Genomic DNA, 23,758 nt, shown 5'->3' with positions numbered 1-23,758 from the left:
CATGCTTGCTCGCTTTTTTATCGACCGTCCGGTTTTTGCATGGGTAATTTCCATTATTATCATGATGGCCGGCATCGGTGCTATTACCACATTACCCATCGCCCAGTATCCCAGTGTGGCACCGCCTACCATTAGCGTGAGCACTTCTTACACCGGGGCTGATGCGCAAACGGTAGAAAACAGTGTTACCCAAATATTAGAACAGCAGCTTACCGGGTTAGACGGATTACTGTATTTTTCTTCTAGCAGTACATCCGATGGCGCTGCATCGGTAAAAGTAACCTTTGAACAGGGAACTGATGCTGATTACGCCCAGGTACAGGTGCAAAATAAAATCGATCAGATCTCCTCACGATTACCCGAGTCTGTGCAGTCCGAAGGCTTGGTGGTAACCAAAGCCAATACGGATTTTTTGTTGGTGACGGCTGTTTATGACACCACCGATCAAGCGAATGGCTATGATATTGCCGACTACATTTCTTCCAATATGGAAGATGCCCTGGCGCGAATCGAAGGGGTGGGGGACACCAATGTATTTGGCTCTGAATATGCTATGCGCATTTGGTTAGATCCCACCAAGTTGGCAGCCTACGACCTGATGCCCTCCGACATTGCGACTGCCATTAACAACCAAAATGTGCAGGTGGCCGCGGGTAAAATAGGTGCGATGCCTGCGCTCGATAGCCAAGAGTTAAATGCCACTGTAACCGCCCAGTCAATGATGTCTACGCCAGACCAGTTTCGACAAATCATTGTCAAATATGATTCAACCGGGGCCAATGTTCTGTTGGGGGATGTGGCTCGGATAGAAATTGGTAGTGAAAGCTATACCCGTATTCCACGCCTGAATCGCCATCCTGCGTCGGGGATTGCCATCATGCTTTCACCCGGGGCAAATGCTTTAGACACGGCCACCCGAGTAAAAGAAAAAGTAGCGGAATTAGCGCAGAACTTACCTGACGGATATGCTATTACCTTTCCTCGTGATAGTACCGAATTTATCAAGATATCCATTGAAGAAGTGGTTCATACCTTGGTAGAAGCCATCATTTTGGTGGTGCTGGTTATGTGGTTATTTATGCAGAACTGGCGGGCAACATTGATCCCCGCTATCGCTGTGCCAGTGGTCTTGTTAGGGACCTTCGGTGTACTTTCGGTGTTTGGTTATTCCATTAATACGTTGACCATGTTTGGTATCGTGTTATCCATTGGGTTACTGGTGGATGATGCCATTGTGGTGGTAGAAAATGTGGAGCGACTGATGCGAGAGGAAGGATTGTCGCCGCGGGATGCCACAATTAAATCCATGTCTGAAATTAGCAGCGCGTTAATTGGTATTGCCGTGGTACTGAGCGCAGTATTTTTGCCCATGGCGTTCTTTGACGGCTCCACAGGGGTGATCTATCGACAATTCTCCATTGCCATTGTTTCATCAATGGTGTTATCGGTGGTTGTGGCCTTAACGTTAAGTCCCACCCTATGTGCCAGTATGTTAAAGCCGCACAACCAGGATACTGGGGCACAGAAAGGCTTTTTCGCTTGGTTTAACCGTAAGTTCGATAATTTGACTGCGTCATACACTGGGGGCGTGCAGCGCATTATTAAACAGAAAGGTCGCTGGCTTGTACTGTACACCGTGATTGTTGTTATGTTGGGCGTATTAATTGTGCGCTTGCCCACCGGCTTTTTACCCGAGGAAGACCAAGGCAGCATCATGTTTCAGGTTAACCTGCCTTCTGGGGCATCAATCAACCGTACCCGTGCGGTGTCAGAGCAAGTAGAAGATTACTTGTTAAACGAAGAAGGTGATTTAGTGAAGCGGGCATTTTCTATTTCGGGGTCGAATTTCTCAGGCACCGGACAAAATGCAGGAATGGGCTTTGTGTCGTTAATTGACTGGAGTGAGCGAACCGATGATGAGGACAGCGCAGGTGCGGTGATTGGTCGCATGAACAAGAATCTCTCAGCTATCACCGATGCCAAAGTATTTGCGATGTCTCAGCCGATAATTCGTGGGTTAGGACAAAGCAATGGCTTCACTTTCGAGTTGCAGGCAGCGACGGGAACCACTCGTGCTGAATTGGCCGCGCTGAAAAGTGAGCTCATGAATAAAGCCCAACAAAGTCCGCTTCTTACAAGTATTCGCGAAGGGGCACTGTCTACCACACCACAATTGAAAATTGATATCGATACCGTGAAAGCCTCGGCGCTGGGCTTGTCGGTGTCTGATGTCACCAATACCTTATCCTATGCGTGGGCTGGAAGTTATGTTAATGACTTCATTGATAACGGACGGGTAAAAAAGGTTTATATAAAAGGCGATGCTAACTATCGTTCTAAACCTGAAGATCTTAATGAATGGTTTGTTCGCGGAAGTGATGCCAATGGCGATACTACCATGACTGCTTTTTCTGTTTTCTCAGATGTATCATGGTCTGATGCGCCGCAAACCTTATCTCGATTTAATGGCTTAGCGGCTTACGAAATACAAGGCGCACCGGCAGACGGGGTGAGTTCAGGTCAGGCCATGGCTGAAATGGAACGATTAACCCAAGAAGTAGGACAAGGAAAGCTGAGCTATTCTTGGAGTGGATTGTCTTATCAAGAAAAGCTGTCTAGCGGGCAATCAACCTTACTGTATGCCATTTCAATTCTGGTGGTGTTTTTAGCCCTTGCCGCTCTTTATGAAAGTTGGTCGGTGCCTTTTTCTGTGATGTTGGTGATCCCACTGGGCGTGATAGGTGCAGCCATCGCCGCCACGTTACGTGGGTTAGAAAATGATATTTACTTCCAGGTTGCACTTCTAACCACGATTGGACTGTCATCAAAAAATGCCATTTTAATTGTGGAATTTGCCGAATCCTTGTACCAAAAAGGCGCTTCTCTTAGCCATGCGGCACTGGAGGCGGCCAAACTGCGCTTGCGGCCAATTATTATGACATCCTTAGCATTTATTGTGGGTACTGTTCCACTTGCTGTTTCCTCGGGTGCTGGTGCCAACAGCCGTATTTCCATTGGCTCGGGCATTGTGGGCGGCACATTAACTGCCACCGCGCTGGGGATATTCTTTGTGCCTTTGTTCTTCGTGCTTATTCGCGGGATATTTCCTAAAAAGAAGCAACAATACAATGATATAAATAAGCAGGAGACGGGCCATGAATAACCGAGACAAACACTTTCTGAGCAAGGGAAAGTACCTGGTGGTAATGGTCGGTGTGTTGCTGGGGGGATGTAGTAGTTTTTCTACCGAATATACGCGCCCTGCCATGCCTGTGAGCAATCAGCTATCTGCGCAAGCTGGCGCGCATGCCCCAGGGTTATCAAGCCAATTGGCAATGGCAGTGCCTTGGCAGACGTTCATTAAAGACGAGCGTCTCAAGGCGGTGATAACCTTAGCGCTGGAAAACAACCGTAGCTTGCGGGAAACCCTCGCTGATGTGGAGGCGGCACGGGCCACTTACCGTATTCAGCGTTCGGATCTTTACCCGAATATAGATGTTAGTGTCAGCGGTACACGGGCGCGCTCGACATCGGGCGTCACCTCAAGTAGCTATGCGGCTGAGGTGGGCTTAAGCAGTTATGAAATTGACTTATTTGGTAAAAACCAACGCCTCACTGATGCCGAAATGGAAACTTACTTAGCCAGTGAAGACACTTTCAGAGCCACGAAGATTACCCTTATTGGCGAAATTGCCAACGCATGGCTTACCTTGGCGGCGGATCAAAACTTACTGAGCCTAGCTAAGGAAACTGCCGATAATGCTCAGCAAACGCTAACGATTACGCAAAAGCGCATGGAGCTAGGTGTTGATTCTCGGATTGATGTTGCCAGTGCCAAGACCACTTATTATGCTGCCCAGTCAGACATTGCCAGTTATACCACCCAGGTGAATCAAGATATTAACGCCTTACGGTTACTGGTTGGTAGCGATGTTGATCAGTCGGTATTAGCAACCATGTTGCCAGACAGTGATGAACTAGTGACCGACATTCCGGCGGGGTTAGGATCTGATATATTGTTGACCCGGCCAGATGTACTTGCGGCCGAGCATGACTTAAAAGCCGCCCATGCTGATATTGATGCGGCTCGTGCTGCGTTCTTTCCTTCTATTTCCCTTACCGCGGCGGGAGGCCTTGGGAGCCTAAGTCTATCGGATCTGTTTAGTTCGGGTGCTACCAAGATATGGTCATTAGCGCCCTCGATTTCACTGCCTATTTTTAATGGAGGGGAGAACGAGGCAAACCTAGATTATGCCAAGGCCCAACAACAAAAATATCTAGCCGCTTATGAATATGCTATCCAAAGTGCGTTCTCTGAAGTGGCTGATGCGTTGGCACGAAGAGCGACGATTCAACAACAAATAGACGCAGAAGAAGCCCTTGTGGCGGCATCTAAACAAAGTTATGAATTGTCGTTGGCCCGTTATAAAAAAGGGGTAGACAGTTTTCAAACTGCGCTGGAAGCGCAGCGTACCTACTACAGCGCAGCGCAGTCACTCATTTTGACGCGTCAAAGCGATTTGGAAAACCGTATTACCTTATACCGGGTTATGGGGGGAGGCATTGCTCAAAACAATGCCGTTGATCCGGCAACGGATACCGCCAGAAGTGATACCAATACGTAACAACAATGCGTAAAGGCTGGATCATTCATCGGGAATGATCCAGCACTGCTTTTTCCTTACTTTCCCCAATTTTCACTTTCTTGCCTCGGGCTGAAGCCCGTCATTCTTATAATTTGACTCCCCTTTGTCGGCATTACATCTACTCATGAAATGAATAATTGTTAACGGTAGGTGTAACAATATTGTTTAATGTTCTCACGATAATTACGCTTGTGATAACTGCTGTTAATCATGGCGTTTACATTATACGGTTTCTCATCTCATCCTACCAATTATTAAAGTTATGATTTTTAACGGAATTTCCTGTTTTTGAGTGTTAAATGAAAATGCATTGTTAAAAATAGGTTGACGTCAATTTAAGAAAATGGTCATATGCTCCTAACTTGAGCATATGACCATTAAGTGGGTTCTACATCACAGGTCGTTGCTTATGGCGCTCCTAGAGAGCAACCGAACTGATGCGCTATTACGCCATGAGTTCGCGTTTTGAAGAATATCGTTTGTCTTTAAACTGAGAGAATTCACTATGCTAGAAAATTGTAAACGCCATCAAAAAACAAAAAACACAGTTAGCAAGTCAGCTCAATTAGGGGTGTTAGCTGCCGCAATCATTGCCGCTACAACCTCCACGGTAGCCTCTGCCGACGATCAGTTGAGCGATGACAAGCCAATGTATGTTCCACCTAGCGAACCCAATGAGTTTTTAGATGGGCGTGTGCAGGTTAACTTTTTAGCGATGCAAAATTATCAGGCAATCCAGGCTAAAGACGGCGCTTTTCGGCCTGAAGATGAAGAGCAATCTAATGGTTTTGGTCGCTTGAGAGTGAACTTGATGTTCAAATTCAAAATTACTGAGAACATCGTAGCGGATATTGATATTGCCGAAGAGCCCAATGATTTTGGTAATAACGGAGACCAAGATTTTGCCTTTCACCAAGATTTTGCCGGAATCGAGTTTGACTTATTTGGCCTGACCAACACCGAAAAACACAACAACGACCTTACTTTGCGGGTGGGGAATATTGGCGCTTCGGCGTTTCAGTTTAAAGGCTTCCAAGATGGCGCGGATAACCAGGGAAATGCCCTTATCGGTAACGGTATTACCGACTACGCCACCGCAGAAAATGGTATTCAGCTAAGCTACAGCCAAACCTATGATAGCGGTGTAATTCGTGCCTATAACGTTACTGGTCATATGACCACCTCCAGTTTTGGCGAAGCCTTTCAAGAAAATCGCGGTTACAACTACCGCTTACAGGGCACCTTGGAATTTAAAGGGGGCTTTAAAGCAGGGGTTAATTTCCTCAATGCAAATCAGGGCGACCAACTGGTCTTTGTGGATGGCATGGCAAGCCTTTCCGGCGTGACTACCACAAACTATCGCTTTGGTGATGGTGAAAACTACAATTTTTCAGCTTCAGGTTCCAGCGAGCGTGATACCCACGTAGGGGCACTGCCAGGCTTAAACCAATCAACCATGCAATTAAACTTAGCATACCAACCCTCAGATCAAACCAGTGTGGTTGTGATGCTAGGTAGAAGTAGCGATGACTATACCTTTGCTGATACTGAAGGAAATGCCGTTGCTGGGATCACCTACTTTGGCACTGACGGTGTCATTGACCCTACCGGAACTACCTTTGATTCTAATCAGGTTATTGAGGGCGATTCTTCAGTGGATTACTGGGTAGTTGAAGCCCAACAGTACATTTTACCTGAAAAGCTGTATGTGGCCGCCCGCTATGCGTCGGCAGAAAATACTTCGGATCTTATTGAACAAACCGACAATGAAGTGACACGTTTACAGGTGTCTGCTGGGTATTGGATCAACGACAGAACCTTGTGGAAAGTGGAATACGTGGATCAAGACGAAGGGGTGAATTCCGGTGGTCAAATTGGCCGTGGATTCTCCGGTCTTACCTCTGAAATTTCTGTGAAATTCTAACTTATCTAAAGTCGTGTCTTATTGGACGATGCTTCAGTAAGCCACGACATGCCTATCTCAAGGGGGAACCCCAATGTTTAAAAAACTGTCTTTGCTACTTTGTGGCGCACTCACATTCGGTGCTTATGCTGAACAAACCATCACCATCGCCACTGTGAACAATGGCGACATGATCACCATGAAAGAACTTAGTGGTGATTTCGAAAAACGCTATCCAGACATCAACCTTAAGTGGGTTACGCTGGAAGAAAATATTTTACGCCAGCGGGTGACTACCGATGTGGCCACCGGCGGTGGTCAATACGATGTGATGACTATCGGTACCTATGAGGTGCCCATTTGGAGTAAGCAAGGCTGGTTAACTGAGCTTGATGAATTGGGCGAAGACTATGATGTAGATGACTTGCTACCGGCCATTCGTAGCGGTCTGTCTGTGGATAACAAATTATACGCCGCGCCATTTTATGGTGAAAGTTCCATGGTGATGTATCGCACCGATCTTATGGCCAAAGCCGGCTTACAAATGCCTAAAGCCCCAACGTGGAATTTTATCCGCCAAGCTGCAGCCGCCATGACCGATAAAGACGCGGGTGTTTACGGTATTTGCTTACGAGGAAAGGCGGGCTGGGGTGAAAACATCGCATTACTTACCTCTATGTCAAACTCCTTTGGTGCCCGTTGGTTTGATGAAAATTGGCAGCCTCAATTTGATTCTAAAGCCTGGAAAGACACCTTGGAATATTACGTGGATGTAATGGATAAATATGGTCCTCCTGGTGCATCGGCCAATGGATTTAACGAAAATTTGGCGTTGTTTCAAACCGGTAAATGCGGCATGTGGATAGATGCCACCGTAGCCGGTGCGTTTGTCACCAACGAAGCCGACTCTGACGTGGCTGATAAGGTAGGCTTTGCCTTGGCACCGGACAAGGGTTTAGGCAAGCGAGGCAACTGGTTATGGGCGTGGACTTTGGCCATTCCTTCGAGCAGTAAAAAAAGCGACGCTGCAATGAAGTTTATCAGTTGGGCTACGTCTAAATCTTATTCAAGCCTGGTTGCCGATAAAAAAGGGTGGGCAAAAGTGCCTCCTGGCACTCGCACCTCCTTGTATCAAAACCCGCAGTACATGAAAGCGGCACCTTTTGCTCAGATCACCCTCGATTCTATTCAATCTGCAGATCCGAAAAACCCGACCGTAGAGCCTGTGCCTTACGTGGGTGTGCAGTTTGTCGCCATACCCGAATTCCAAGGTATTGGTACAGCGGTTGGGCAGCAATTTAGCGCAGCGTTAACCGGGCGGATGACGGTGGAGCAAGCTTTGCAAACCTCCCAACGCTTGGTTGAACGGGCCATGCGTAAAGCCCGTTATCCAAAATAATCAAGTTGTAAGCCGTAGGGTAGGGGAACGGTCCCTTACCCCGTATTGATTGAAAGAGGTTCAGGTTATGGCAACTACCCAATCGAGAACGTTAGCCAAAATGATGTTACTGCCGTCAGTAACCCTGTTATTGGCATGGATGATCGTTCCACTGTGCATGACGTTATATTTTTCATTTTTAGACTATAACCTGCTGATGCCGGGCGAAAATGAGTTTATTGGTTTTTTAAACTACGAGTTCTTTTTAACGGATCCGGCGTTTATCGAGTCGTTTTTTAATACCCTATTGTTGGTTGGCGGGGTACTTTTTATCACCATAGGCGGTGGCATTGGGTTAGCTATATTGCTGGATCAAGCCATTTGGGGACGTAACTACGTGCGTATTATGGTGCTGGCACCGTTTTTCGTTATGCCCACGGTTTCGGCCTTGGTGTGGAAGAACATGTTCATGAACCCAGTGAACGGGTTATTCGCCCACTTTGCCGAGTTTCTTGGCGTCGCCCCCATTGATTTTTTCGCTGAACTGCCCTTGTTGTCCATCATTATTATTGTGTCATGGCAGTGGTTGCCGTTTGCCACTTTGATCTTGCTTACCGCTATCCAGTCTTTGGATCGAGAGCAATTAGAAGCGGCTGATCTTGATGGTGCCGGGCCGTTTAGCAAATTCACCTATATTGTGTTACCCCATCTATCTCGGGCGGTGACGGCGGTTATTCTCATAGAAACGATTTTTCTGCTGTCTATTTTTGCCGAAATTTTGGTGACTACCAGTGGTGGGCCGGGTTATTCCTCAACCAATATTACCTACTTAATTTATACCCAATCGTTATTGCAATTTGATGTAGGCGGCGGATCTGCCGGTGGGATTGTGGCTGTGATTATTGCCAATATCGTCGCCATTTTCCTTATGCGCCTTATTGGCAAAAATCTGGAGGGCTAGGCAATGGCTATCAATCACAGCAATAAATCAAAACTCGTTTATACCCTATTAGCCTGGGGGATTAGCGGCATGCTTTTCTTCCCCATTTTATGGACTATTTTAACGAGCTTTAAAACCGAAGCCGAGGCCATCGCTTCGTCACCGAGCTTGTTTATGTTTAGTTGGACACTAGAAAACTATTCAGATGTGCTTGCCCGCTCACCCTATTTTGATCATTTCTGGAACTCGGTGGTGGTGTCTTTAGGCTCCAGTTTACTGGGACTGCTCATTGCAGTGCCTGCGGCCTGGTCTATGGCATTTGTGCAAACCAAACGCACCAAAAACTTACTGATGTGGATGTTATCTACCAAGATGCTGCCCCCTGTAGGGGTTCTTATCCCCATCTATTTGATGTTCCGTGATTTTGGATTACTCGATACCAAGTTGGGGTTGGTGATTGTAATGACCCTTATCAACCTGCCGATTATGGTGTGGATGCTTTATACCTATTTTCGAGAAATTCCCCACGAAATTTTAGAAGCCGCTCGCATGGATGGTGCAGGAATCAAAGAAGAAATTTTTCATGTGTTATTGCCCATCGCGTTGCCTGGTATTGCCTCAACCTTGCTGCTCAATGTGATCCTAGCGTGGAACGAAGCATTCTGGACACTCATATTAACAGCCGCCAATGCGGCACCACTGACGGCATTTATCGCCAGTTATTCAAGCCCCGAAGGTTTGTTTTACGCAAAATTATCAGCAGCCTCTGTGATGGCCATCGTTCCCATCCTGATATTAGGTTGGTTTAGTCAGAAACAATTAGTGCGCGGCCTAAGCTTCGGCGCGGTTAAGTAAGGAGAGATTCAAATGGGTAGCATTACTTTAAAGCAGGTTACAAAGAGCTTTGGTGACGTGAATGTCATAAAACCCTTAGATTTACATATCCGTGAAGGCGAATTTATTGTCTTTGTTGGCCCCTCCGGTTGCGGTAAATCGACGTTATTGCGTATGATCGCCGGTTTAGAAGATACCACCAGCGGTACCATAGAAATAGATGGCGAAGATGCCACGGCTATGCCGCCAGCAAAGCGGGGGTTAGCCATGGTGTTTCAGTCCTATGCCTTGTACCCCCATATGTCAGTACGCAATAACATTGCCTTCCCATTAAAACGGGCGAAGGTCGCCCCGGCGATTATTGAAGAAAAAATTACCGCTGCTGCCAAGATGTTAAATTTGACAGATTATCTTGATCGCAAGCCCGGTCAATTATCTGGTGGCCAGCGTCAGCGTGTGGCTATTGGTCGCGCCATTGTGCGTCAGCCATCGGCTTTTTTGTTCGATGAACCCTTGTCGAATTTAGACGCCTCGTTACGTGTTAACATGCGCTTGGAAATTTCTGAATTACATCAGAGTTTAGCCACCACCATGATTTATGTTACCCATGATCAGGTGGAAGCCATGACCATGGCGGATCGTATTGCGGTGTTTAATGGCGGTATTATTGAGCAGGTGGGCACGCCATTAGAACTGTATCAAAGACCGGTCAATCGTTTTGTTGCAGGCTTTATCGGTTCGCCGAAGATGAACTTTATTGATGTGGATATGAAAGCCGGTGATCCGACATGTAGTTTAGGGGTGCGCCCAGAACACCTTAAAATCACCAAACAACAAGGGTTGTGGTCTGGCGAAGTGGGTGTCATTGAGCATCTTGGTTCAGAAACCTTTTTACATGTACACCTAGCCAATGGCAGCACACTGACCGTAAAAGCGGATGGTGAGTGTCCATTGCAACACGGCGACAAAATAAACCTTACCGCCGATGACAACAAAATTATGCATTTTGATGGCGCGGGCATGACCATACCGTCTTTGTCTTGGGAAGAAAAAGCGGTGGTAAAATCGGCCTAATTTGAACTACCCCAAAGCGCCGTTGCTCTAACAATAGGGCAACGGCTTCAATACTTTTATACACGCGGTGAAGATATTATGGCGAACGTTGGTACAGCACGACACAATAGTAACATTGAACTTATCATTTTCGATTGTGATGGTGTGCTCATCGACAGTGAAATCTTGTGTCAGCGTGTGTTGTTATCGTTACTGGCCGAACAGGGGGTAAGAGTCTCTGAAGCTTATTTCAATAAGTTCTTCTTAGGCAAAAGTTATCCGTCAGCCAAAGCACAAATACAGGATGATTTTTCTATTTCCCTCCCCGCCGGTTTTCGGCAAGGGTATCTCGATAAACTGCTTCAGGTTTTTGAAGACGAATTGCTACCTACTCAGCATCTTGAAGAAATGCTAAATTCGCTACAAACACCTTATTGTGTGGCCACAAGTAGTAGCCCAGAACGGGTGACGTTTGCGTTACAAACCACGGGTTTATTTCATTATTTCGCCGGGCGCATCACCACCAGTAGTGAAGTGAAAAACGGCAAGCCCGCACCGGATATCTTTTTACATGCCGCCGCTAAAATGGGCGTAGCCCCTGAGCATTGTTTGGTGATAGAAGATTCGGATGCCGGCATTGCAGGCGCCCTTGCGGCGAATATGCAAGTGGTACGTTACGCAGGCGCGACACACCTTAAAAGCAACACTCCGGATGAAAAGAATGGCCCTTATGGCGTGCATTCCATCGACGATTGGCCCTCATTATTTCGTCAATACCCTAGTTTGTGGTAGACCTAATATAGGGTTAGGAAAAGGACAATGAGCCTTCGAGGCATAAGATGATCAAAACTTTTCTATTTAAACCCTTGTAAAAAAGCATGACAAATAGACAATAGAGGCTTTTAAACCTAAGTCCTTGGCGCACAATCGCTACGGCAGTTGGAGTTTTTCAATTGACGCTACCCGCCTTAAACCCTGAATCGAATTTAAAACAGCAGTATGTTGAATTTTTATCGCACTTAGCGGCGATGAAATTTAGTGGCGACATCGAAACCAGTTACGGTGCTCGTCTTGCCATGGCAACGGACAATTCTGTTTATCAAAAATTACCTCAGGCTGTGGTGTTTCCCCGTTCGAACCAAGATTGTGAAATCATTGGCAAGTTAGCGGCAAGATACCCCGAAGTGGCCTTTAGTGCACGAGGCGGCGGTACAGGAACCAACGGACAAAGCCTCACTGAAGGTATCGTCATCGACATTCGTCGCTATATGAATGCGGTTTTAGAACTTAACCTTGAACAAGGGTGGATCCGCGTTCAAACTGGCATGGTGAAAGATGCATTAAACGATGTTTTGCGTCCTCACGGGTATTTTTTCTCCCCGGACCTTTCCACCAGTAACCGTGCCACCTTAGGCGGTATGATCAGTACCGATGCTTCCGGGCAAGGCTCCTTGGTATATGGTAAAACCAGCGATCATGTACTGGGGCTAACTGCAGTACTTGCCAATGGTGAGCAAATTGAAACCCAACCTGTCAGTATTGAAGAGGCGAAGAAAAAGGCCGCGTTAAATACCGCCGAAGGGCGCATTTACCAACAAGCTCTGGAAACTTGTGTGGGTCATCGGCAAGCTATCTTAGACAAATTTCCCCGTTTAAACCGGTTTCTTACCGGCTACGACCTTGAGCACGTTTATGATGAAGCGCAACAAACGATTGATGTTGGCAGGCTAATTACTGGGGCCGAAGGGTCCCTCGCCATGGTGACCGAGGCGAAATTATCCCTCACGCCTATTGCCAATGAAAAAGCCCTTATCAATATTAAATACGACTCTTTCGATTCGGCGTTGCGTCATGCGCCGGCGATGGTTGAAGCCAACGCCACGTCGGTGGAAACCATCGACAGCAAGGTGTTGAATCTAGCCAAAACCGACATTATCTGGCATTCCATTTCAACATTGATTACCGACGTACCAGACAAAACCTTGCTCGGGCTGAATATGGTGGAATATAACGCCGAAAGCCAAGATGAGATGGCAGGTCACATCGATGCTTTAAAAGCCCGCCTTGATGATGAAGTGGCCACAGGCAAATGCGGCGTCATCGGTTATCAAATTACCTACGATAAAAAAGATATTGGGCGAATTTATGCCATGCGGAAAAAAGCGGTAGGCTTGTTGGGTAAAACCAAAGGAGAACGCAAACCCATTGCTTTTGCTGAAGATACCGCTGTGCCCCCAGAAAAACTGGCCGATTACATTACCGAATTTAGGGCCTTGCTAGACAGTCATGGTTTACAGTATGGCATGTTCGGCCACGTGGATGCCGGTGTATTACATGTTAGACCGGCGCTGGATCTTGTTGACCCAGAGCAAGAAAGTCTGATGCATCAGATTTCTGATGAAGTGGTGGCATTGGTAGCCAAATATGGCGGCTTGATGTGGGGGGAGCACGGTAAAGGCTATCGCAGTGAATATGCCCCGGCGTTTTTTGGCGAGTTTCTGTTTACCGAATTGCGCAAAGTAAAAGCCGCATTTGATCCTCACAATCAAATGAATCCGGGAAAAATCTGTACGCCTTTAGATAGCGATGCCGCCTTGGTGCGCGTGACTGACGAAAAACGAGCCACGTTGGATAGAACCATTCCCGTGGCATTTAAAGAAGAAATGGCCCCGGCGATGAGCTGTAACGGCAATGGCTTGTGCTTTAATTATGACACCAAGTCCCCTATGTGCCCGTCCAGTAAAATTACCGCTGATCGTCGCCATACGCCAAAAGGCAGAGCCGGTATGATCCGCGAGTGGATGCGATTGTTAGCCAAAGAGCAGGTCGATACCCATAGCCTCACGTTCACCCAATTTAAAAGCTCCTTTTGGACACGATTTAAAAATACCTACTTGTCTACTCAGGAAGACTTTTCCCATGAGGTATTAGAGGTGATGAATGGCTGTTTAGCTTGTAAATCTTGTACCAGCCAGTGTCCGGTGAATGTGGATGTGCCAGACTTTCGTGCTCGCTTTTTGTCTATTTACTATCAGCGCTATGCTCGACCGGTAAAAGATTTATTGGTTAGCAACGTAGAAACCATGACCCCTATGCTGGCAAAAGCCCCAGCGATGATTAACAGCCTGATGAAATTCAAACCTGTAGCATGGCTATTAGAAAATAAAGTGGGCTATGTGGATACGCCAGCGTTGTCGGTGCCAGTGCTGTCAAAGCGGATAAATGGTGTGGCAGAGTCCTTTGATCTGGCAAAGTTACAGGCTTTGAGTACAGAGGAACGTAAAAACCGCGTGGCCATTGTACAAGACCCTTTTACCAGCTTTTATGACGCTGCCGTGGTAGAAAGTATGGCCAAGGTGATACAGCAGTTAGGCTTTACCCCCGTATTGTTGCCATTTAAACCCAATGGCAAACCTGCCCATGTGAAAGGCTTTTTAGGTAAGTTTGCCAAGCAAGCGAAAGGGACGGCGGACTTTTTAAACCAAGTGCAGGCTCTGGGTATGCCGATGGTGGGGGTGGATGCGTCATTGGTACTGTGTTATCGAGACGAATACAACAAAATACTCGGCGATAACCGGGGCGATTTTCATGTATTAACGTGTCATGAATGGTTAGCTCAAGTACCTGACACCTGTTGGCCAACCCCGGAAACACAAGACAACCACCGCTATGCCATGATTGGCCATTGCACCGAAAAAACAGCGTTGCCGACTACTGAACGTATCTGGCAGCAGGTGTTTGAGCAACTCGGTTGTAAGCTGGAGATCCTCTCTGCGGGCTGTTGTGGTATGGCCGGTACCTATGGGCATGAACGCACCCATCAGGATAACTCTAAAGGCATTTATAACTTGAGTTGGGCGCAACATGTACAACAACAAGGGACACAGCAGTTACTGGCCACCGGGTTTTCTTGCCGTAGCCAAGTCGCCAGGTTTGAAGGCAGTAAGCCCCGTCATCCCATTGAAATTGTCAGCGACAAATTAGTAAACAAGGTTTAAAGCCCAGTGATTTGGATGCAGATGTTATTTTGTTTGATGAGTTTTCGTTAGATTAACGTATTTTATTGTGGGCCTGTATAAGCAGGCCCCAAGATAGTATCTACCAAATTCAGTTTAACTCAATTAATTCTACCAGCTTTTTAGCGCCAGCCACTGAAGGGTGATCTTCATCAAAGTACAGGGCGGTTCCCTCTTTAACCGCGTAGCAGTTTACAGGATCGCAAAACACATCTTGCGGCTTCAATAAATGCACATTTGCGGGGTAATTGGCGTTGTCGAAATGTTGAATCATATAAGCATTTCGATGTTCGTACCACTGGGTATCCGTGCCCACGATATTATCAAGAGATGCGCCACGTCGTAATTTATCCCCCATTAATTGATGGATGTCTTTAGGTAACTCGGGCACAGGATAAAAGACGTAAACGTTGTCTTTTTTAGCTGCAAAAAGCAAAATCAGTTTATCAATATGACTTGTAAGTTCACGCACTTCATCCGTTTCGGTGTATTGCTGGTGAGCGGGGTAGTGATCAGCATTGCCACCCATTAACTGCTGTGTGAAGCGGTGATTGAACACCACATTTCTGATCCCTTCGTCCTCGATGATATAATCCACCGCATCATTGTACCATTTTGCACAAGGGGTACTTTCCCTGTCTTGATAAGCGGGTTTGCAACCAGAAAAGCTAAAGTGTTTTATACCTTGTCCATAGGGCTTTAATTTCCTTGCTAACGCATAGGCAATTTCGACGGTATGGCTATCGCCGAAGGTGGCCCAGGTGACATTTTTGCCAAAATATTCGCAGGCTTCATCCGGTGATTGGTAGCTATGAATGTGGCAACTATCTCGCTGTGGACTTGGTCGAGTATCGGTAACCAGTTTTTGATATTCAATGGGACTTTGCTTGATAAACCCTTGGGTAGCAAGAATGACCGAACCAAGCAAACCTACGCCCAAGGTAAAGTAAATGGGTTTGCATTTTATAAGTTGTGCGGGCCTGTAAATGTCGCTTCTAAACCGCCGGCGTTCTATAAAGTGATAACTTGCCCAGCCTAAGACGACACTCAGCAGCAGGCCTAAAAAGAGATAGTGCCTGCTTAAGGAAAAGTAGCCGATGGCTACCACAAGGGGCCAGTGCCATAAATAGATGGAATATGACCACTTTCCCAATGCTTGAAAAATGCGATTACCGGTGAATACGCTGTCATTTCTTTGAGCTTGGATCAGCAAAAATGCGCCCAATACCGGGAAGATAGCCAAATAGCCGGGCCAGAAATTTGCTTTTGAAATGAATACATAAGACAAGATAATAAGGGCTAAACCTAGCCACTCAATTCCCTTTTTTCGGCCATCGGATAAATTAAAGGGATAAAGGTATGCTAGCCCGCCTACCATCATTTCCCAAGCTCTAGCATGTAGCAGATAGTATGCAGGGTCGGGCCATCGATAAGTTGCGTATATGCAAAGCAGGTAACCGAAAACAGTGGCAAGAAGTAGGGTTACCTTTATGCTCTTTAATGACAAACACTTACTGAGGCCAACAAGTAGTAAGGGGTACAGAATATAAAACTGCCACTCCACAGATAAAGACCAGGTATGAAGTAGCCATTTTCTATGGGAGTCCACATCAAAATAACCCGCTTCTCGCCAATAAATAAAATTGGATAAAAAGCCAACACTGCTGCCTACATGTTTACCCAGTGTTTGATAATCGGTAGGTGTAAGATAGAACCAGCCGAAAATGACCAGCACAAAACATAAAAAGGCCAGGGCAGGAATGATCCTATTGGCTCGTGAAACATAGAATTTTATTGTTGAGAACGTCTCTTTTTTGATGCCAGTAAAGATAATGCTTGTCATCAAAAAGCCAGATATAACAAAGAATACATCCACACCGGCAAATCCACCGGGCATCCAATTATCGTTAAAATGAAACAGTACGATGGCAATGACTGCTATAGCCCGTAGCCCGTTGATATCTTTTCTAAACTGCAAAATTACTTCCTAAAATTATTCCTAAAGTGAAATAGTCGATGTTGTATTTAACTGATGCGGAAAACTTGAAATGGCAGGATCTTCGACAGCTATCACTACTTAGAAGGCAGTGGGTACGAAGTTTTTTAAAATAGGATCAATAAAAACTACCTTTAACAAATAAGTTAAAAATATGGCGCTATAGAAAGCCGATGATCACCGGCTTATAAGGTGGGTAGGGGTCAATGGGATGTACTGTTACCTTCAACGAGCTCAAAAGGCAGAAGCCGGTTTTCTTTTTCTTGGGTTAAATACAATTGGGCGGCTAGGGCGCCTTTTTTATCGTTAAATTGTTGCACTGTGGTTAAGGTGGGGTGGTAGCGGCTTGCTTCGTCAATACCATCAAAGCCAACAATACGAATATCGTCGGGAACTCGTAGCCCCCGTTTTAAGGCTTCTTGCATGGCAGTTAATGCGATAACGTCACTCATACACAACAGGGTATCGGGCAGAGGTGTATGTGAAAGAATTTGCTCCACCGCACTTTTCGCGTGATTTTGCGTACTTTCAGGTATGTGCCAGATGTCAGTATTAGACATTTTCAAGCCGTGTTCATGGATCGCTTTAAGATAACCATCGAGTCGACGATGAGAAATGGAATACTCACTATCAATCAGTGGCGTGTTTCCTATTGAACGTGTTATTTCACTGTCAATTAGCCTTAACCCGAGGATCACCGGCTTTGTGGCCGTGGCGTTTAGGGCGATTTTTGCAACTTCATAAGCCGCTTGGGTATTATCTATATTGACCGATGGTGCGGTTGGAATATTAAAATCGGCAGTGACAACGGTTTTTTTAATCTTCGTTAACTGGTTAAGAAGCTTAGGGTTTCTCGGTGCACCATAGCATATAAAGCCATCAACAAAATCCACGATGTCATTTACGTTGTCATTGTTTCCCGAAAACAGCAGTAGATTGGCCGGTGTATTTTTTAATACTTGGGTTACGCCACGAATAAATTGACTTGCGACTGGGTCGCTTACCATATAGTCAAGGCTGTCAGGTAAGACCAAGGCGACAATATTGCTCTTTCCACGTCGCAATGATCGTGCTGCTTTATTTGGCCCCATGTAGCCCATTTCTTCACAGGCTTTTAAAATCGCCTCTCGCTTTTTAGCTGAGAGTTGGTCGGGCCGATTAAACGCATTGGAAATAGTGGCCGTGGAGACATTCAGACGACTTGCGACCTCTTTTATCGTTAATTTTGATGTTGTCACACATTACCTTTTTAAATGAATACAGCTAAACACCTTAGCCAACTCATACCTTACTCACTGTACACCCATGGTCAAGGTGTAGCTGCATCAAAAAATAGTAATGGTGGTTTACATTAGGGAAGCCAATGACAGGGTGTCAGTCCCTTTTACATCCACCAACGTCAGTTCAGCATTAAGGGTGGTTATGTCCACCGTTAACGTGGCGCTATTCTGGTGATGTTGCCAATTTAAGGTGAGTTGGTCATTGGAGTATGCCACCGTAAATTCGCCGTTAAAGGCCGGGTGTGTATTTCTGATTTCAATGAGTTTAATTAACCCTTGTACCACCGGTTTAGCTAAGGCCTTATCGATACCCGCTTCATCGATGTAAGGACGGTTAATATCTCGTCCAACATGGGTTTTGGTAAGCAATGCCATGTCGTTGGTGGCAGCAAGAAACCCTCCATAATACACCTGAGGAATGCCTGGACTAAAAAATTGGATAGCGCGGGCTAAGAGGTACTTGTAATCATCCTGGGCTAAGGCATCGTAGTAGGTGCAATTAACTTGATATAGATCCACGTTACTGGCAGCGGCGCCCGTAGCACGGCGAGATTCCCCATTGGAATTAGCATGAATGCGCTCAACCAAGTTATCTATTTCATGCTCATTTAGCAGTCCGGGTTTGTCGCCACTCGCGCCGACATCCACAATGCCAATACCGTCATGGGTATCCAATACGGTGAAACCGTTTCGCGGCGCAATGGACAGCCAGTGTGCTAGCGCTTTAGCATCGTTGAAAAGGAGGGCATGAAGGACAAGTGGCGGCAGCGCAAAATCGTATACCCAGTCGCAGCGCTTGGCAATCTCAATCTGGGTTTCATAGTGACTGTGGATCTCCACCAAACATTCCATCCCCATCCCTCGGGCACGCTGGCTTAACGACTCAATAAAAGCAAAGGTTTCTTCCAGCATAAAGCAGTTGGTGCCCGCCCGTTTTATGGCGTAACCGGCGGCATCCAGACGAATTAAATCAATGTTGTTTTGGGTAAATGATTCTAAAATGGAGGAAAGGTAATTTTTACCTTGTTCAGACTCCACATCAATATCGATTTGGTTCGCGGTGAAGGTGGTCCAAAAGGGCACGGTTTCTTCGTTGTTTACCTTATAGTCGGTGAAAAAAGAAGTCGGGCGAGGACGGAAAACTTTAGCTATATCTTCACTGTTCTCTTGGGAAAACACGTCTTCTTTGGTTAAAAAAAGCGGCCAGTATTGGGAATCACGTCCGTGTTGCAGCACATCCTCAAATGCAGGGGATTGGGCAGACATATGATTGACAATGAGATCCGACATAATATCCAAGGAAGTCCCGAGTTGTTTGATGTCATCCCAAGTACCTAGCCGTTTATCAACCATGGTGTGATCAATGGGGTCAAAACCCGCGTCTTCGCCATCAAAGGGGTAGTAAAAAGGCAGTATGTGTACTCCCTTAAACAAGCCGTTAAACGTTTCATTCATCAAACGGTTAATACCGGCAAGGGTGCCTTGCCCCAATCGGTCTGCGTAGGTGATAAGGTGAACGCCGTTGCGTAAAGACATAAAAACTCCATAAAAAACTATTTTTGTACCGCACAGAATGTTCAGTGCGAGTATTGGTCAAGGTAACGTGATCAGTGGGTGCCGTATTCCTGCTGCTCAATTATCTGTAATCTTGATCGGGTCGGTTGCTTAATGGCGTTGTAGAGCAGGCCAACAAACAGCAATATTGAAAAACCGGTTGCGACGATAAAGCCATATTTTGCTTCCCCCCCGTAGGCATCACTTACCACACCCATAATGAAGGGGCCGACGGCCGCGCCTGCGGCGGTGAAAAATAGAATAACGCCGGCAACGGAACCGTGTTGGCGTTTCTCAAAACAACTAATGCCTTTTGAATTAAAGGTGGGGTAGATCACTGACATAAAAATGCCGGTTAAAGGAAACAGAAAAACGGCGAGGGATGGCCCGGCCATTAATCCGGCGATAAAACACAGCATGATTAAGAAACTAAATAGCACCAGTACTTTGGTCCAGTCGAAGCGTTGCATCATCCAAATGCCAACAAAACGGCCTAGTGCACGTAAGACGAAAAACGCAGACACAGAATAGATAGCGAACCATTGGGTCAGGCTATCGGTGTAACAGGAATACCCCATTTCACCGGTGGTTGGGGTACAGAGTAAATAGCTCGGCATCCATACGTAGATGGCACTTTCTGCGGCCACATATAAAAATGCGCCCACGGAGAAAGCCAAAGCGTAGGGGTCCTTTAATAACGTTAGGCTATCCATAAGCCGAACAGGCTGTTTTTGCTGAGGGTGATGTTGGGGGTAATTCACGGTGAGGGCTAACACAATAAGTAGGGTGCATAATGTGCCGGCAATCACATATAACCATTTCCAATGGATACCTTGGGTAATAAGCCAGGCAACCAGTATGGGACCAATAATCGCCCCCACACCGAAAAAGGCTTCTGCCCCATTCATGGTGCCAGTGTGCTCTTTGGTGGAACGTGAAATGTCACCTATCAGTGCCAGTGCGGCGGTTTTAAATACGCCCACGGCCAGCCCAGATAAGCTAATTAAACTTAAAATAAAGGTGAAGGTACTGCCAAATAAAAATAAATAGCAGGAGGTGGCAAATAGGGCTAGACCAAGTATCAAGGTTTTTTTGCGACCAAATTTATCCGCTAAAAAACCAAGGAATAGTCCGGAAAAGGCAATGCCTATCATAAATAATGAATGCATTAAGCTGGCTTGAGTATTCGATACACCAAATTCCAGTTTAACTTCCTTGATGATTTCCCCTACCGAATCGGATGTCATTGCAAACATCATAAACATCAAGTAGGTCAGGTAGCGAATGAGACCTAAATTGTGTTCGCCTGTTTGGTTTACTGCCATGTCTATTTACCTTTAGTGCTAGAGCTACAACGTAGGTTGATATGTCGCGGGTTCCCCCGCGACATAGGGCTTAATAAAAGGAATACTTCAACTGTAGCGATGATGATCTTCCACTAATGGGCCGAGCACGGATAATATCTCCCGCAGATGCTGCACTTTCTTCCGACTCTGTAATCACAAATTCGTCGGTGGCGTTGTTAACATTCAGAGAAACAGAAAATTGGTCCGATACATACCAGGTTGCAAATAAGTTAGCCACCACGTAGGCATCTTGTTTCAGCTCATTGCTGTCTTGTAGATAGTATTCAGAAGACCCTTGAAATGATGCGCCTAGGGTAAAGGCATCAAAATCATATTGAGGGATAACGGTATAAATAAAGTCGGCTTGTCGGCGAGGGGTTTTACCTACAAGGGCAGGATTGAACTTGTCTTCGCTAATCTCGGCATCGGTCCAGGTGGCATTACCGGAAATTGAAAATCCATTGTTAAAGTCGTAGTTTCCTTCAAATTCTATTCCTGTGGCCTCATATTCACGAATAAATGTAAGTCCACTGGTGACTTCAGCCTGAGTATCTTCTGTAATTGTGCTAAATACGGTGGCGTTTATTTGCAAATTCCCCGCGGCATATTTCAAACCTGTTTCAAGCTGCTTCGTTTCGTCAAAACCTGAGGTTGTGCTGGTTAAGCTGCCATCGGTATTAAGGGTACCGGCAATTTGTAATAAGCGGTCGGCAATGGCGCGTCCCCCTTCGCTATAGCGGGCAAAAAGGGTGAGATCGTCGCTGTAAAGATAAGACCCCCCTAACGAAAACGAGGTGTTGCTGGCATCGTAATTGACAATCTGGCTGCTGGCGTTGGCACGATTAAGCACAATGACGCCGCCGCCAAAGCCAAAACCATTGGATGCCGAAGCATCTTCGGTGTTACCTGAGATAACCCCGTCACCGTTGAGATCCACATCGGTGTTGCCACCACAACATGAATTAATCATTTCGCCGTTGGCTTGTACCGTGTCGTAACGGGCACTTAAATCAAACAGCCAATTATCACCCACTTCAAACCCAACATTAAGGTACGGGGCGGTGGTGGTGTAGTTTAGGTCCCACTCGTAAGACAAGAAGCTGGGTGCCCACAGCCCTTGGTCAACCAGTGCGTTGCCATCGGCATCTTCGATGTGCAGATATTGAGAACTCGTGCCATCTACGGTTTGAATATAGGTATTCCAACTGTTCCAGCTAATGCCAATGTCCTGTTTGGAATAATAGTAGCCAGCAGTCACAGATACGCCATTATCAAATTCTTTGCGCAAACTAAAATCGTTGATCATATTGCCCAAATCGTTATAGGTGGCGTCAAACAAGAGGTTGACGAACGCCAGACCATCATATTGTTCCCCGGCGTTAGGGCCGTTAGCCAGCGTCACCGAGGTCGATGCACAATTAAATGGATTGCCGTCACCATCAAGGGCCGAAGCGCAAATGTTATCAGCCATAGAGCTTGCCGCTTGGGGACCGTAATCGCCGAAGGTGTCGGTAAAGGGGGCAATAAAGCCACCACCTATGTCTGACATCCTGAATTTATTCAGCAGATAAAGTTGGGGAGCCACTTCTAAATCAGCTTCGAAACCGAATGCGGTGACTTCAGATTCTATGCCGTCCGTCAGATCACGGTTTACCCCATTGCCAAATGCATCGAAGGTGGAAATATTGGTGGTGTATGGGGATTGCAGGGTTTCACTGCTGGCGTCAAAATTCTCAACGGAACCGAAGCTGCCGTTACTTTTTACTTTAACGGGGGCGGGTAAATAGGTGGTTACTCTGTCATCTAAATGTTTAAAGTAGAAACGTAAATGGCCATTGTCGAGCAATTGGGTGACATTGAATTTTATCTGACCACCTTGGTCGCCGTTATAGCCCGTATCACGGACCCCTTCGCCGCCTCGGGCAAACCCGCCAATATGAAAATAAAGGTCGTCGTTAATTTCGCCGCCGTAGGCAAAGTCTAAACGAAACTCTTCATAATCCAGGCCAAAAGACGTGCCGATTGAGCCCCCTCCTAGTTCACCGGTGTCACTGATGAGGTTGATTACCCCACCTGGGGAGTTGCTTGCAAAGGTAGAGGCAGAGCCGCCTCTTACTGACTCAACCCGTTTTACTGACCAATCATAGCGAAGAAAGTTATCGGTGTTGGCAAAGTTAATATCCCCGTATTCCAGTACGGGTAAGCCATCTTCGTGGATTTGCATAAACTTGGAGCCCCCGGTGGCTAGAGGGATCCCGCGAATTGTAATGTTAGCGTTACCGCCTCCACCGGAAGATTCCGCACGTATGCCAGGTAACGCCCGGAATACCTCTGCCGTAGAACGAGGGGCCAGTTTCATCACCGCTTCTTCATCAAATGAACTGACAGAAACACTGGTTTCTTGTGCGGAGATCCCAGCGGGACTGGCGGTGACAACAATTTGTTCGTATTTGTTCGGTTCCTCGTTGTCACTTATTTGTTGCGCAAACGCGGCGCTGGGTAGCCCCAGTAAAACGGCTACGCTGAGTATATTTTTCGCAAATGGTGTGTGCATGAGTCTTCTCCAAAGCCAAGTGAGTTCTCCGGGCGCTCAGTTAACTATAAGTGAGCAAAAAGAGAACATGGTTAAAAATTGCGAAAACGTTTTCTTAATCGATTAAGATAAAGTTAGCATGGAGATTTTTATTTGTAAATAAAATGTTTTAAATGTACGCGGAAGACCGATGAAATTAGGCAGTTTTAGTATCGAAGAGTAAGTCGTTAATGTTAGGTAAATCAGTTTCTTGCTGGGGTTTTTAGAGGTGATTTTATA

General features: G+C 46.3%; 14 protein-coding genes. 9 read left to right on the top strand and 5 right to left on the bottom strand.

The window, feature by feature from the left end:
- Position 1: 1 nt before the first annotated feature.
- The 9 genes from KO501_RS15315 (at position 2) to KO501_RS15275 (ending at position 14,752) form a co-directional block, all read left to right on the top strand.
- Complete coding sequence (locus KO501_RS15315) at positions 2–3,163, top strand: efflux RND transporter permease subunit (protein WP_216030529.1); 3,162 nt, start codon at positions 2–4, stop codon at positions 3,161–3,163.
- Positions 3,156–4,625 carry an efflux transporter outer membrane subunit gene (locus KO501_RS15310; protein WP_216030528.1) on the top strand — a complete coding sequence of 490 codons (1,470 nt, stop codon included), beginning with the start codon at positions 3,156–3,158 and terminating at the stop codon, positions 4,623–4,625. The genes KO501_RS15315 and KO501_RS15310 overlap by 8 nt, the downstream gene beginning before the upstream one ends.
- Positions 4,626–5,151: 526 nt before the next feature.
- A complete protein-coding gene (locus KO501_RS15305; RefSeq protein WP_354667840.1) occupies positions 5,152–6,570 on the top strand; it encodes a hypothetical protein in 1,419 nt (472 codons plus the stop codon).
- A 73-nt stretch (positions 6,571–6,643) separates the two neighbouring features.
- Positions 6,644–7,948 carry a sugar ABC transporter substrate-binding protein gene (locus KO501_RS15300; RefSeq protein ID WP_216030527.1) on the top strand — a complete coding sequence of 435 codons (1,305 nt, stop codon included), beginning with the start codon at positions 6,644–6,646 and terminating at the stop codon, positions 7,946–7,948.
- A 67-nt stretch (positions 7,949–8,015) separates the two neighbouring features.
- Positions 8,016–8,888 carry a sugar ABC transporter permease gene (locus KO501_RS15295; protein WP_216030526.1) on the top strand — a complete coding sequence of 291 codons (873 nt, stop codon included), beginning with the start codon at positions 8,016–8,018 and terminating at the stop codon, positions 8,886–8,888.
- A 3-nt stretch (positions 8,889–8,891) separates the two neighbouring features.
- Positions 8,892–9,722 (top strand): carbohydrate ABC transporter permease, encoded by an 831-nt coding sequence (locus tag KO501_RS15290; RefSeq protein ID WP_216030525.1) that lies wholly within the window; start codon positions 8,892–8,894, stop codon positions 9,720–9,722.
- A gap of 12 nt (positions 9,723–9,734) precedes the next feature.
- A complete protein-coding gene (locus tag KO501_RS15285) occupies positions 9,735–10,775 on the top strand; it encodes an ABC transporter ATP-binding protein (RefSeq protein WP_216030524.1) in 1,041 nt (346 codons plus the stop codon).
- A gap of 78 nt (positions 10,776–10,853) precedes the next feature.
- Positions 10,854–11,546, top strand: a complete 693-nt coding sequence (locus KO501_RS15280) for an HAD family hydrolase (RefSeq protein ID WP_216030523.1) — start codon at positions 10,854–10,856, stop codon at positions 11,544–11,546.
- A 161-nt stretch (positions 11,547–11,707) separates the two neighbouring features.
- Positions 11,708–14,752: an FAD-binding and (Fe-S)-binding domain-containing protein gene (locus KO501_RS15275; RefSeq protein ID WP_252728435.1), complete on the top strand. Its 3,045-nt coding sequence runs from the start codon at positions 11,708–11,710 to the stop codon at positions 14,750–14,752.
- Positions 14,753–14,861: 109 nt separating this feature from the next.
- On the opposite strand, the gene KO501_RS15270 is transcribed toward KO501_RS15275, so the two are convergent.
- The 5 genes from KO501_RS15270 to KO501_RS15250 all read right to left on the bottom strand — a co-directional run bounded on the left by KO501_RS15270 (position 14,862) and on the right by KO501_RS15250 (position 23,500).
- Complete coding sequence (locus KO501_RS15270) at positions 14,862–16,748, bottom strand: acyltransferase family protein (RefSeq protein ID WP_216030522.1); 1,887 nt, start codon at positions 16,746–16,748, stop codon at positions 14,862–14,864.
- Between the two features lie 221 nt (positions 16,749–16,969).
- Complete coding sequence (locus tag KO501_RS15265; protein ID WP_216030521.1) at positions 16,970–18,004, bottom strand: LacI family DNA-binding transcriptional regulator; 1,035 nt, start codon at positions 18,002–18,004, stop codon at positions 16,970–16,972.
- A gap of 108 nt (positions 18,005–18,112) precedes the next feature.
- Positions 18,113–19,582 (bottom strand): sucrose phosphorylase, encoded by a 1,470-nt coding sequence (gene gtfA / locus KO501_RS15260; RefSeq protein ID WP_216030520.1) that lies wholly within the window; start codon positions 19,580–19,582, stop codon positions 18,113–18,115.
- 71 nt (positions 19,583–19,653) lie between these two features.
- Positions 19,654–20,865 carry an MFS transporter gene (locus tag KO501_RS15255; protein WP_216030650.1) on the bottom strand — a complete coding sequence of 404 codons (1,212 nt, stop codon included), beginning with the start codon at positions 20,863–20,865 and terminating at the stop codon, positions 19,654–19,656.
- Between the two features lie 130 nt (positions 20,866–20,995).
- Positions 20,996–23,500: a TonB-dependent receptor gene (locus KO501_RS15250; RefSeq protein ID WP_216030519.1), complete on the bottom strand. Its 2,505-nt coding sequence runs from the start codon at positions 23,498–23,500 to the stop codon at positions 20,996–20,998.
- Positions 23,501–23,758 lie beyond the last annotated feature (258 nt).

Source organism: Alteromonas sp. C1M14, from assembly GCF_018860965.1.
Lineage (GTDB): Bacteria > Pseudomonadota > Gammaproteobacteria > Enterobacterales > Alteromonadaceae > Alteromonas.
The sequence above is the reverse complement of the archived record's forward strand: the minus strand, read 5'-3'. Positions and strand labels throughout refer to the sequence as shown.

What these genes read in the sequence shown, in the direction of transcription:
- KO501_RS15315 (WP_216030529.1), top strand. Translation starts at nt 2, where the DNA reads ATGCTTGCTCGCTTTTTTATCGACCGTCCGGTTTTTGCATGGGTAATT.
- KO501_RS15310 (WP_216030528.1), top strand. Translation starts at nt 3,156, where the DNA reads ATGAATAACCGAGACAAACACTTTCTGAGCAAGGGAAAGTACCTGGTG.
- KO501_RS15305 (WP_354667840.1), top strand. Translation starts at nt 5,152, where the DNA reads ATGCTAGAAAATTGTAAACGCCATCAAAAAACAAAAAACACAGTTAGC.
- KO501_RS15300 (WP_216030527.1), top strand. Translation starts at nt 6,644, where the DNA reads ATGTTTAAAAAACTGTCTTTGCTACTTTGTGGCGCACTCACATTCGGT.
- KO501_RS15295 (WP_216030526.1), top strand. Translation starts at nt 8,016, where the DNA reads ATGGCAACTACCCAATCGAGAACGTTAGCCAAAATGATGTTACTGCCG.
- KO501_RS15290 (WP_216030525.1), top strand. Translation starts at nt 8,892, where the DNA reads ATGGCTATCAATCACAGCAATAAATCAAAACTCGTTTATACCCTATTA.
- KO501_RS15285 (WP_216030524.1), top strand. Translation starts at nt 9,735, where the DNA reads ATGGGTAGCATTACTTTAAAGCAGGTTACAAAGAGCTTTGGTGACGTG.
- KO501_RS15280 (WP_216030523.1), top strand. Translation starts at nt 10,854, where the DNA reads ATGGCGAACGTTGGTACAGCACGACACAATAGTAACATTGAACTTATC.
- gtfA (WP_216030520.1), bottom strand. Translation starts at nt 19,582, where the DNA reads ATGTCTTTACGCAACGGCGTTCACCTTATCACCTACGCAGACCGATTG.
- KO501_RS15255 (WP_216030650.1), bottom strand. Translation starts at nt 20,865, where the DNA reads ATGTTTATGATGTTTGCAATGACATCCGATTCGGTAGGGGAAATCATC.
- KO501_RS15250 (WP_216030519.1), bottom strand. Translation starts at nt 23,500, where the DNA reads ATGCACACACCATTTGCGAAAAATATACTCAGCGTAGCCGTTTTACTG.